Genomic DNA, 11393 nt, shown 5'->3' with positions numbered 1-11393 from the left:
AGATCGGGCGGTCGAGGGCCGCGCGGGTGAGGCGCTTGGCGTAGGCGATCCCGTCGGCGCCGCGGCCCTCCCATTCGGCCGCGATCTCCAGCGCGCGGGCCAGCGGGTCGTCGGCCAGTTCATGGACCAGGCCGATCTCGTGGGCCTTGGCGCCGTCGAAGGTCAGCCCGCGCAGGATGATCTCCAACGCCTTGGCCTCGCCCACGACGCGGGGCAGCCGCTGGGTGCCGCCGCCGCCCGGGAAGATGCCGACGCGCGTCTCGGGCAGGCCGATGGCGGCGACGTTGGGGCTGGCGATCCGCAGGTCGCAGGCAAGCGACAGCTCGAAGCCGCCACCCATGCAGAGGCCATTGATGGCGGCGACCACCGGCTTCGGCGCGTCGAAGATCTCGTCGACCAGCGCAAGAAACCCCTGCCTCGGGCGGCTGGCGGGTTCGGTCGGGGGCGGAGGCGGCGGCGCGCCCTGGGCCGCGTCGCTCATGTCGGAGAGCTCTCCGACGTCGTAGTGCCGGATGAAGATGTCGGGCAGGCCGCCGGTGACGATCACGCTGCGGACGGCGGGATCGGCGGCGAGCGGGCGGAAGGCCTCCAGCATCTCCTGCGAGCCCGCGGCGGTCATCGTGCCGAACGGCGGGTTCGCATAGATCATGATCGCGACCCCGCCGCGCTGCTCCACCGTCACCAGGCCCATGGCGTCCTCCTCTTGCTTTGCCCGTCTCTTGCTTTCTGGGGGCAAACCTTGGATCGGGAGGGCTGGATTAGGAAGGGGAGCGCCAGGCTTTGCGCATCGTCTCAGGCGAATTCCGCGGCAAGGCGCTGGTCGCGCCGAAGGGCGAGGCGACGCGGCCCACGTCCGACCGCGCCCGGCAGGCGATCTTCAACATCCTGGAACATGCGCCGTGGTCCGACGGCGTGCGCGATCGCCGGGTCATCGACCTGTTCGCCGGCTCGGGCGCGCTGGGGTTCGAGGCCCTGTCGCGGGGGGCGAGCTTCTGCCTGTTCGTCGAGACCGACGAGGCGGCGCGTGGGGCGATCCGTGAGAACGTCGATGCGATGGGCCTGTTCGGGCGCACACGGGTGCACCGGCGCAGCGCCACGGACCTGGGCGTGCGGCCGGGCGCGGACGGACCGGCTTTCGACGTGGCCTTCCTGGACCCTCCCTATGCGAAGGGGCTGGGCGAGCAGGCCCTGGAGCGGCTGGCCGCCGGGGGCTGGCTGGCCTCCGGCGCATTGGTGGTGTTCGAGCGGGGCGCCGCCGAGCCGCCTCCCGAGGTCAAGGGATTTACAGTGATCGATGTTCGCGATTACGGGGCTGCGAAGGTTTATTTCTTGAAGCAGCAATAGTTTCAGGCAACGTCGTAAAACTGTCGCAAAACTTTGTCCTTCGAAGACTGGTTATTCTAACGTCTCATTAGGGACGCTCAGCGATTTCTTGCCGCGCTTCCATTCGGAGTCCGGCATGACGCTGTTGCTCGACATCGCGCCGCATATCCCGCCGGTGTCGCCCTCGACTCCGGGCGCCGAAGTGTACCAGCGCTTCCAGGAGGAGCCGGACACCCTCGCCATCGCCGTGGTGGACGAGTCCGGCGCGCCGGTCGGCCTCGTCGAGCGCAACGCCTTCCTCGTTCTGATGGCGGCCCAGCACGGCTATGCCCTGTGGTCCAAGCGGCCGACGTCGCACATGATGAAGCGCGATCCGGTGGTCGTGGACGGCGACGTCACGCTGGCCGAGTTCTTCGGCAGCGTCCTGGCCGAGCGGCCCTCGGAGATGCTGCACGGCTTCATCGTCACGTGCGGGGGCAAGTACGCCGGGGTCGGGACGGCGCTGGCCCTGCTGCAGGCTTCGGCCGCCGCCGCCAGCAGCCACGCCGAGACCATGAGCCGCCTGGCCTGGGAGGCGAACGAGGCGCTGGCCACCAAGGGCCGGTTCCTGGCGGTGATGAGCCACGAGATCCGCACGCCGCTCAATGGCGTCCTGGCCGTGGCCGAGATCCTCAAGCGCAAGGCAGAGCAGCCGGACCTGCGGCCCTTCATCGACACGATCCTGGAATCCGGCGGCGCGCTGCTGCGGCTGCTGAACGATGCGCTCGACCTGTCACGCGCCGAGGCGGCGGGCTTGGAGCTGGACGAGGCGCCGCTGCAGGCCTCGCACATCCTCGACGACGTCCTGGGCCTCTGGACCGCCCAGGCCGAGCTCAAGGGGCTGGATCTGCACGCCGCCTACGAGGGCCCGGCCGACCTGTGGGTGCTGGCCGATCGAGTGCGCCTGCGCCAGGTGCTGAACAACCTCGTGGGGAACGCGCTGAAGTTCACCAGCGACGGCCATGTGGACGTGAGCCTCTCGGCGACGGTCGAGGGCGATTACGCGCGCCTGTGCGGCGTGGTGACCGACACCGGGCCGGGGATCCCCGCCGACAGGCTGGAAGCGGTCTTCGCGCCGTTCCAGCAGACCGACGAGGGCGTGCGCCAGGGGGGCGCGGGCCTGGGACTGGCGGTCTGCCGGCAGATCGTCAAGCGGATGAACGGCGTCATCGCCGCCCGGTCACGCGTGGGCGGGGCGGAACTCAGCTTCGAGGTTCCGCTGCATCGTCTCCCTGCGCCGCAGGTCGAGGCGCCCGCGCCCGAGACGGTGGAGGCCGGCGAGGCGGTCCACGTCCTGATCGTCGACGACAACGCCACCAACCGGATGGTGGCCCAGACGCTGTGCGAGATGTTCGGCTGCTCCAGCGAGGCCGTGGACAACGGCGAGGATGCGGTCGCCGCGGTGAACAGCGGCCGCTTCGACCTGGTGCTGATGGACATCAAGATGCCCGGCATGGACGGCGTGGAAGCGACGCGCCGCATTCGCTCAGGCGGCGGCGCAGCCTCCCAGGCCCCGATCCTGGCGCTCACCGCCAACGCCGACCCGGCCGACGCCGCCTTCTACCGCCTGAGCGGCATGAACGGCGTGGTCGAGAAGCCGATCAAGCCCGAGCGCCTGCTCGCGGCCATGAGCGCGGTGCTGCAGGTGGACCGGGCCGGCGAGGCGGTGGCCGCCTAGATCGTCACCAGGCCCGCGCGCCGGTCCGGTTGTCGAGCTGGGCGCGCAGGCAGAGCAGGCCCTCGCGCGTGATGCGGTAGGGGCCGCCGTTCCGGCTGGCGATCAGCTTCTTCTTCTTGAGGCTGCGGAAGACGGTCATGTCGCAGCCCGAGAGCCGCCAGCCTTCGTGGGTGATGCACTGGGCGTCGAGCAGGGCGCCACGTTCGTCGCGTTCGAGCAGGATGGCGCCGCCCTGGGCGAGCGCATGCAGCGTCCGTTGCTGCGGTTTGGAGATGTTCAAGGAGATGTCCGAGGTCAGGCGTGACGAGACGCACCCGCGGAAGGGTGCGGACGAAACGGGCCTGGTCGCCGGGAGACGAGGTTCCGGTCGGCGGTTAGGCCCGGGCCTCGGACACATTCTCTGACATGCGGCGAAGGATGGTGGAGCTTCGTCCGGGTGGCAAGGCGCCTACTTCGGCATCTCAAAGGTGATGGTGACGCTGTCGGCCGAACGGTCGGCGGGGCCGTGGAAGACCGCCTCGATGTTGTTGCCGTCGGGATCGAGGAAGAAGCCGGCGTAGTAGCCCGGGTGGTACGAGCGCTCGCCCGGCGGCCCGTTGTCCTTGCCGCCCGCGGCGATGGCGGCCTCGTAGGCGGCGTCGACCGTGGCCCGGTCCCTGGCCTGGAAGGCGAGGTGCACGTGGCTGTGCTGGCCGCCCACGTCGATCCACAGTTCGTCGGCCTGGAAGTGGGTGTCGTCGGCGACGTACGGGATGCCGAGGACGTCAAGGATCGCGCCGTAGAAGCGGCTCGCCGCCTTGAGGTCCTGCGTGCGCAGGTGGATGTGGTCGATGAGGCGGCCGGTGTGGAGTTCCATCGGTCTGCTCCGTCTCGCTTGGGTGTTGACCCTAACGCGGCGTGAGACCTGAGTGATCCGGCCATCGGCAGAGGAGACCCGAGAACGGTGCGTGGTTACACGGTCAGCGAGGTGGCGAGGCTGTCGGGCGTGAGCGTCCGCACGCTGCACCACTACGACGAGATCGGGTTGCTGAAGCCAGCCGACATCGGCGCCAACGGCTATCGCTACTACGGCAAGGACGAGCTCCTGCGCCTGCAGCAGATTCTGTTCCATCGGGAGCTCGGCTTCCCGCTGGACGAGATCGCGCAGGTGCTGGATGCCCCGGGCTTCGACCGGGTGGCGGCGCTGAAGGCGCACCGCGAACGGCTGACGGACGAGGCCCGGCGCACGCGCCGGCTGGTCCGCACCATCGACGAGACCCTCGCCGCCCTCGAAGGAGCGAAGACGATGGACGAGAAAGCGATGTACCGGGGCTTCGACCCCGACAAGCAGGCGAGGCAGGAGGCCTGGCTGGTCGACCGCTACGGGCCGGGCGTGCAGCGATCGATCGATGCCGTGAAGGACATCCAGAAGGGCTGGAAGCAGGCGGACTTCGACGCGTCCCAGGCGGAGATCGCCGACATCGAGGCCGAATTCGTGAAGGCGTTGACGTCCGGTCTTCCGGCCGACAGTGCGGCCGTGCAGGCGCTGACCGCCCGCCACCGCGCCTGGATCGCGAAGCAGTGGCCGATGCCGGTGAGCCGGGCAGCCTACGAGAACCTGGCGACGCTGTACGGCGACCACCCCGACTTCCGGGCGCGGTACGAGGCCCAGGTCGCAGGGATGACCGAGTATCTGCAGACGGCGATGCGGAGGTTCGCGGAGAACGAGCTGGGCTGACCGCTCCTCCCCTGAAGCGAAGACTTCGGGGGAGGTGGATCGGCGCGGCACGCGGCGAGACGGAGGGGGCGCGCAGCGGCCTGCTCATCGCTTTCGGCCTTGCGCCCCCTCCGTCAGCCTACGGCTGCCACCTCTCCCGCGATGCGGCGGAGGAGCGGGGCGCTACCGCCGGCCGAACAACCGCTCGATGTCGGCCAGTTTGAGCTCCACGTAGGTGGGGCGGCCATGGTTGCACTGGCCGGAGTGAGGCGTGGCTTCCATCTGGCGGAGCAGGGCGTTCATCTCGGGCGCGGTCAGCCGGCGGCCGGCGCGGACAGAGCCGTGGCAGGCCATGGTGGAGCAGACCTCCTCCAGGCGTTCCTTGAGCGCCAGGGCCTGGCCGTTCTCGGCCAGGTCGTCGGCGATGTCGCGGACGAGGCCGGCCACGTCGGTCTCGCCTAGCAGGGCCGGGACCTCGCGGACCAGGATCGCGCCCGGGCCGAAGCTCTCGATGGCGAGACCCAGGGCGGCGAGTTCGTCGGCGCGGGCCACGACCCGTTCGGCCTCGGCGGGGTCCAGCTCGACCACCTCGGGCAGCAGCAGGGCCTGGCGGGCCACGCCGCCCTCGCTGAGTTCGCCCTTCATGCGCTCGTAGACCAGGCGTTCGTGGGCGGCGTGCTGGTCGACGATGACCACGCCATCGCGGGTCTGGGAGACGATGTAGGTCTCGTGCACCTGGGCCCGCGCGGCGCCCAGCGGGAAGTCGACGGGGTCGAACACCGGGGCGCCGGGCGGCTCGGCGACGCCGGGATTGTAGCTCGGTTCGTCGCCGTCTGGTGCTTCGGCGCGGGCCGACACCTCGGTGAGGCCGGGGATCGATTGCACGGCGGCGGCCGCCGCCTGCCAGCCGCCCGCGCTCCAGGCCGAGAAGCCGGCGCCCGAGGGCCGCGGCGGCGGATAGGACTGGGGTCGGAAGCCGCCCAGGGCCGCGGCCGCGACGGTGGTGGAAGCGCGGTGGCCGGCGGCGGCGAGGCTGTGGCGCAGGCCGCTGACGATCAGGCCACGGACGAGGGCCGGGTCGCGGAACCGCACCTCGGCCTTGGCCGGGTGGACGTTAACGTCGACCAGTGTCGGATCGAGCTCGACATAGAGCGCACAGGCGGGGTGGCGGTCGCGGGCCAGGAAGTCGGCGTAGGCGCCGCGCAAGGCGCCCTGCAGCAGGCGGTCGCGCACGGGGCGGCCGTTCACGAACAGGTACTGGTGGGCCGCGTTGCCGCGATTGTAGGTGGGCAAGCCGGCATAGCCCGACAGCCGCACGCCCTCGCGCTCGTGGTCGATGAGCAGGGCGTTGTCCGAGAACTCCCGGCCCATGATCGCGCCCAGGCGGGCGAGGCGGCCCTCGTCACCCGCCGCCTCCGCGGGCAGGCGGAGCGTCCGGCGACCGTCGAGGTCGAGGGCGAAGCCGACGGCCTCGTGCGCCATGGCTTGGCGCTTCAGCTCCTCGGTGATCGCCTGGGCTTCGGAGCGCTCGGACTTCATGAACTTCAGGCGCGCGGGCGTGGCGTAGAAGAGGTCGCGGACCTCGACGCGGGCGCCGTGGGGGCCAGGGAAGCCGGCGGGAGCCACCGCGCCCACCGCGCCGCCCTCGACGAAGATCGCGTGCGCGTCGGCCAGACCCCGAGCGCGGCTGGTGATCGACAGGCGGGCCACCGAGCCGATCGAGGGCAAGGCCTCGCCCCGAAAGCCCAGGGTGGCGATGCGCAGGAGGTCGTAGTCGCCGGCGTCGTCCGGGGCGAGCTTCGAGGTGGCGTGGCGCTCGACGGCCAGGGGCAACTCGTCGGCGGACAAACCTTGGCCGTCATCGGCCACGAGGATGCGGGAGAGGCCCCCGCCGTCGGCCTGGACGTGGACCTCGGACGCGCCGGCGTCGAGGGCGTTCTCCACCAGCTCCTTGACCGCGCTGGCGGGGCGTTCCACCACCTCGCCGGCGGCGATGCGGTTGATCAGTTCGGGCGGAAGGCGGCGGATCGGCATGGGCGCTAGACCTTCCTACATAGTACGATTCCAAGGAGCCGCCGTCCCCATGAGGTCCAGTCCGTGCTGAAACGCCTCGCCTCTCTCGCCACGGTGGTCGGCCTCTGCCTCGCCCAGCCGGCGGCGTCCCAGGTCCCGCTGAATCCGGTGGTGGACGATCCCGACGCGACGCTGGTGGAGGAACTGGTGGTGCGCGGACGCCTGCCGGGGCCCGCCTGGTGGCGCGTGTCCGACGGCGACACCACCGTCTACGTCCTGGGCGTGCCTTCGCTGGCGCCCAAGCGGATGGAATGGGACCGGGCGATCTTCGAGCGCCGGCTGGAGGGCGCCAATGTCGTCATCCTGCCCTTCGTCAACGTGCGGGCGAAGGTGGGCGGCTCGATCGGGACGGCGTTCAACCTGATGAGGCTGAAGTCGGGCGGGCCGTTCGAGGAGCGGCTCGACGCCGGCACAAAGGCGAGGTTTGTCACGGTGAGGTCGCGGCTGGGCCAGGACGCCAAGCACTACAACACGTCCAATCCGCTGGCGGCGGGCGTGCAACTGGCGATCGACTACCGGGACCGCTCCCAGCTCACCAACATGGACCCGGCCAAGCTGGTGCGCCTGCTGGCGCAGCGGAAGGGCGTGAAGGTCATCGAGAAGAGCTACGACCTGGGACCGCAACTGGGCGGCATCATCCGCACGCCGGCGTCGACGGGGCGGGTCTGCTTCGACGAGGTGCTGGCCCAGGCCGAGGCCGGGCCGGGCGTGACACTGGCGGCAGCGCGGGCCTGGGCGTCCGGCGATGTCGAAGGCGCCCTGCAGAACGAGCGGACCTATGAGCGGTGCCTGGCTGCGGTGGCCGGCGGGCGGAGCTACGACGAACGGACCAAGGCCGACGAGGCCGCGGCCATTGCGGGCGCGCTGAAGACGCCGGGGCACGCCATCGCCCTGGTCCCGCTGCGCCCCCTGCTGGCGCAGAACGGGGTGCTGGAACGCCTCAAGGCCCAGGGCTTCACGGTGAAGACGCCGGGCGAGGAGTAGGCCTACAGCTCGGAGAGCTTCACGTCAGGCGAATAGTCGCCGTCGACATCCTTCACGATGGCCTGGCCGCAGATCACGCGCTTGCTTTCCGCGTCGTAGGTCAGCGTCGGCGAGCCGTGCAGCGACCAGCCCGCGTTCAGCGCCACGGTCACCCGGTGGCAGAATGCGGAATCGTCGGGCCCGGTCAGGTAGCGATAGGCCTTCATCCGAAGCCTAAAGGCCCGGAAGCTTGATCTTGGACTTGGCTTCCCGCTGGATGGTGATCGGCTTGTTGCCGGTCAGCTTGGCGACCCGCTCCTGCTCGGCGGCGGCGTCCACCGGGGCGTTGGAGTTGTCGAGGCCGGCGCCCGCGGCGGGCTTGGCCGGCGCGTCGTCCTTCTTCCAGAACATCACGCGGTCGGCGAAGCTCTTTTCCTTGTGGGCGATGTCGCCGAACTCGTCGTCGACGACGTAGCGCACCAGCGGGTCGGCCTTCTCGGCCCCGGCCTTGGCGACCAGCAGCTTCTCGCCGTCCGAGCGCTGCTCGGCCTCGCGCTGGCCCAGCAGGGCGTTGCGGGCGGCGCTTTCGGGCTGCAGCTCCTGCGGGCGCGGCTCACCGGGGGCCGGCGGGCGCAGGGCGTAGTCGGGCGGCACCACCAGCGGGGCCTTGGTGACGACGCGGAACTCGTCGGGGGTCACCTTGGACATGCCCAGGGCCTTCTGGGTCGACTGGCAGCCGGCGAGGCCCGCGGCCGCGACCAGAGCGGTCGCCACGATCAGTCGGTTAGCGCGCATATAGCTGAAGACTCCTTCGGCCCCCCGGCCGGGTGACGTGAGATACCCTAATCGCGTCCGGCAGCCAACGCTATGCGGCAGGGCGCTGCGGACGGAAGCTGTCGAGCAACAGCAGGATCACGCCGATGGTGATGCCGCTGTCGGCGACGTTGAAGATCCAGGGGAAGAAGCCCAGGCGCTGGACGTCGATGAAATCGACCACGGCGCCGAAGCGGGCGCGGTCTATGGCGTTGCCGACGGCGCCGCCGATCACCATGCCCAGGCCCAGCGCCGGCAGCAGGCGCGGCTGCACCCGCGCCCAGGCGGCGAGCAGGGCCGCGACGCCCAGCGAGAACAGCACAAGCCCCCAGCGGACGACGTCGTGCTGCGCCTGGAGCAGGCCGAAGCTGACGCCTTCGTTCCAGATGCGGGTGAACTGCAGCGGCCAGAGCACCTCGTGCGGCTGTTGTTCCGGCAGTCGCAGGACGCCCAGGATCCAATACTTGGAGAGCTGGTCGAGGACGATGACGGCCAGCGCGATCGCGTAGGCCGTCCAGCCGTTCTTGGTCACCTTCATGCGTGGGCCGCGTCCCAGGCCGCCACGGCCTCGGCGTCGCGCAGCGACAGGTCGGGGTAGCGGGGATCGCTGCCGACCTCGGGGAGGATCCGCCACGAGCGGGCGCACTTGCGGCCCTCGGCCTTCAGCGGCTCGACCGAGACGCCGGCCACTTCGGGGAGCTTGAAGCCGGGGCCTTCGCCGGCGACCAGGGTGGCCTGGCTGGTGCGGAAGACTTCGGCGGGATCGAGACCCTCGAACGCTCTCAGCAGCTCGGCGTCGGCCACGTGGACCTTCGGCGCCGCTTCCAGCGCCGCGCCCATGCGCTTCTCGCGGCGCTCGACTTCAAGTGCGCCGGTGACGACCGAGGTCACCTGCTGCACCTTGGCCCAGCGGGCGGCTTCGGCGTCGTTGCGCCATTCGGCCGGCGTGGTCGGGATCACCCGCAGGCAGTTCGAATGGCCTTCGGGGAAGCGCGTAGTCCACGCCTCTTCCATGGTGAAGGGGATCAGCGGGCTGAGCCAGGCGGTCAGGCGCTCGAACACCGCGTCCATCACCGTGCGCGCGGCGCGGCGGGTCGGCGACGACGGCTGGTCGCAGTAAAGGCTGTCGCGGCGGACGTCGAAGAACAGCGACGACAGCTCGTTCTGGCAGAAGTCCAGCACCGGGCGGATCACGTCCTGGAAGAGGTAGCCCTCGTAGGCCGTGCGGACCTGGGCATCCAACTCCCACAGGCGGTGCAGGATGAAGCGCTCCAGGGGCGGCATCTCGTCGAGCTCGACCGCCTCGTCCGGGCTGTAGTCGGCCAGGGCGCCCAGCAGGTAGCGTACCGTGTTGCGCAGCTTGCGGTAGGCGTCGGACGTGGTCTGCAGGATCGTCTTCCCGATCCGGCTGTCGTCGGCGTAGTCGATCATGGCGGCCCACAGCCGGATGATCTCGGCGCCGCTCTCGCGGATCACCACCTCGGGATCGACGGTGTTGCCCTTGGACTTGGACATCTTCTCGCCGTTCTCATCCATGGTGAAGCCGTGGGTGAGGATGGCGTCGTACGGCGCGCGGCCGCGGGTGCCCGAGCTTTCCAGCAGCGAGCTCTGGAACCAGCCACGGTGCTGGTCCGAGCCCTCCAGGTAAAGGTCGGCGGGCCACTTGGTGTGGGCGCGGTTCTCCAGCGTGAAGGCGTGGGTGGAGCCGCTGTCGAACCAGACGTCGAGGATGTCCTCGACCTTCTCGTAGCGGTCGGGGTCGTGGCCGCCGAGGAAGTCGGTGACGGGGCGGTTGAACCAGGCGTCCGCGCCCTCCGCCTTGATCGCCTCGACGATGCGCTTGTCCACCTCGGGGTCGTGCAGCGGCTGGTTCGTCTCCTTGTCGACGAACATGGCCAGCGGCGCGCCCCAGGCCCGCTGGCGGCTGATCAGCCAGTCGGGGCGGCTCTCGACCATCGAGCGGATGCGGTTCTTGCCCTGGGCCGGATAGAAGGCCGTCGCCTCGATGGCCTCCAGCGCCGCTTCGCGCAGGGTGCGGCCGCCCAGTTCCTTCGTATCCACCGGCTCGTCCATGCGGATGAACCACTGCGGCGTGTTGCGGAAGATCACCGGGGCCTTGGAACGCCAGGAATGCGGATAGCTGTGCTCCATCCGTCCGCGCGCCAGCAGGCGGCCGGCCTCGATCAGCTTCTCCACGACCGCACCGTTGGCCGGGCCGAACTTGCCGGCCTTCTTGCCCTCGGTCTCCAGCACCTTGAGGCCGGCGAACAGCGGAACGTGCGGGTAGTAGGCGCCGTCCGGGTCGACCGTCTCCGGGATCTCGCGATGGCCGTGGGCCAGCCAGACCAGGTAGTCGTCGGCGCCGTGGCCCGGCGCGGTGTGCACGAAGCCCGTACCGGCGTCGTCGGTGACGTGGTCGCCCGCCAGCATCGGCACCTGGAAGGCGTAATGAGTGTCCAGCCCCGCCAGCGGGTGCTCCAGCACCATGCCCTGGCAGTCCACCTTCTCGACCCGGCGGGCCTTGGCGATCTTGGCGGCCTTGAAGACATCGTCGGCCAGCTTCTCGGCGACGATCAGGCGGTCGCCCGCCTTGGCCCAGGGCTCGAACTCCAGGCCCTCTTCCATGGCCTCGACCTGGTAGACGGCGTAGGCGATGGCCTCGTTGTAGCTGACCGCGCGGTTGGCCGGGATGGTCCAGGGCGTGGTGGTCCAGATGACCACCGAGGCGCCGCGGGCGGCGTCGCTGCCCTCGACCACCGGGAACTTCACCCAGATCGTGGGGCTGACGTGGTCGTGGTACTCGACCTC

Annotated in this window: 12 protein-coding genes; 4 read left to right on the top strand and 8 right to left on the bottom strand. The window is 70.3% G+C overall.

Going from position 1 to position 11393, the window contains the following annotated elements:
* Positions 1 to 691 (bottom strand): enoyl-CoA hydratase/isomerase family protein (locus Q0L11_RS03910; RefSeq protein ID WP_296595542.1); only part of this gene is annotated, 691 nt, incomplete at its 3' end.
* Between the two features lie 89 nt (positions 692 to 780).
* Here Q0L11_RS03910 and rsmD point away from each other — a divergent pair.
* Positions 781 to 1344, top strand: a complete 564-nt coding sequence (gene rsmD / locus Q0L11_RS03905; protein ID WP_296595541.1) for a 16S rRNA (guanine(966)-N(2))-methyltransferase RsmD — start codon at positions 781 to 783, stop codon at positions 1342 to 1344.
* Positions 1345 to 1459: 115 nt separating this feature from the next.
* Positions 1460 to 3040: an ATP-binding protein gene (locus tag Q0L11_RS03900; protein ID WP_296595540.1), complete on the top strand. Its 1581-nt coding sequence runs from the start codon at positions 1460 to 1462 to the stop codon at positions 3038 to 3040.
* Between the two features lie 4 nt (positions 3041 to 3044).
* Here Q0L11_RS03900 and Q0L11_RS03895 read toward each other — a convergent pair whose 3' ends face one another.
* Positions 3045 to 3320, bottom strand: a complete 276-nt coding sequence (locus tag Q0L11_RS03895) for a YjhX family toxin (protein WP_296595539.1) — start codon at positions 3318 to 3320, stop codon at positions 3045 to 3047.
* 168 nt (positions 3321 to 3488) lie between these two features.
* On the bottom strand, positions 3489 to 3896 hold the full coding sequence (locus Q0L11_RS03890) for a VOC family protein (protein ID WP_296595538.1): 408 nt from the start codon (positions 3894 to 3896) through the stop codon (positions 3489 to 3491).
* Positions 3897 to 3983: 87 nt separating this feature from the next.
* Here Q0L11_RS03890 and Q0L11_RS03885 point away from each other — a divergent pair, with 87 nt between their 5' ends.
* The gene (locus tag Q0L11_RS03885; protein WP_296595537.1) at positions 3984 to 4757 is read left to right on the top strand and encodes a MerR family transcriptional regulator; all 774 of its coding nucleotides are present in this window, start codon (positions 3984 to 3986) and stop codon (positions 4755 to 4757) included.
* Between the two features lie 162 nt (positions 4758 to 4919).
* Here Q0L11_RS03885 and mutL read toward each other — a convergent pair whose 3' ends face one another.
* Positions 4920 to 6770 carry a DNA mismatch repair endonuclease MutL gene (mutL, locus tag Q0L11_RS03880; protein WP_296595536.1) on the bottom strand — a complete coding sequence of 617 codons (1851 nt, stop codon included), beginning with the start codon at positions 6768 to 6770 and terminating at the stop codon, positions 4920 to 4922.
* Between the two features lie 63 nt (positions 6771 to 6833).
* Here mutL and Q0L11_RS03875 point away from each other — a divergent pair, with 63 nt between their 5' ends.
* Positions 6834 to 7793 carry a TraB/GumN family protein gene (locus Q0L11_RS03875; RefSeq protein WP_296595535.1) on the top strand — a complete coding sequence of 320 codons (960 nt, stop codon included), beginning with the start codon at positions 6834 to 6836 and terminating at the stop codon, positions 7791 to 7793.
* 2 nt (positions 7794 to 7795) lie between these two features.
* Here Q0L11_RS03875 and Q0L11_RS03870 read toward each other — a convergent pair whose 3' ends face one another.
* The 4 genes from Q0L11_RS03870 to Q0L11_RS03855 all read right to left on the bottom strand — a co-directional run.
* The gene (locus tag Q0L11_RS03870) at positions 7796 to 7999 is read right to left on the bottom strand and encodes a DUF1737 domain-containing protein (protein ID WP_296595534.1); all 204 of its coding nucleotides are present in this window, start codon (positions 7997 to 7999) and stop codon (positions 7796 to 7798) included.
* Positions 8000 to 8006: 7 nt separating this feature from the next.
* Positions 8007 to 8567 (bottom strand): DUF3035 domain-containing protein, encoded by a 561-nt coding sequence (locus Q0L11_RS03865; protein ID WP_296595533.1) that lies wholly within the window; start codon positions 8565 to 8567, stop codon positions 8007 to 8009.
* A 70-nt stretch (positions 8568 to 8637) separates the two neighbouring features.
* A complete protein-coding gene (gene lspA / locus Q0L11_RS03860; RefSeq protein ID WP_296595532.1) occupies positions 8638 to 9123 on the bottom strand; it encodes a signal peptidase II in 486 nt (161 codons plus the stop codon).
* On the bottom strand, positions 9120 to 11393 hold a 2274-nt coding region (locus tag Q0L11_RS03855; protein WP_296595531.1), incomplete at its 5' end, for an isoleucine--tRNA ligase. The genes Q0L11_RS03855 and lspA, both read right to left, overlap by 4 nt.

Source organism: Phenylobacterium sp. (assembly GCF_024508875.1).
In the GTDB taxonomy this organism is placed as follows: Bacteria; Pseudomonadota; Alphaproteobacteria; order Caulobacterales; family Caulobacteraceae; genus Phenylobacterium.
Note: the sequence above shows the minus strand (reverse complement) of the source record. Positions and strands in the feature narration are given on the sequence as shown.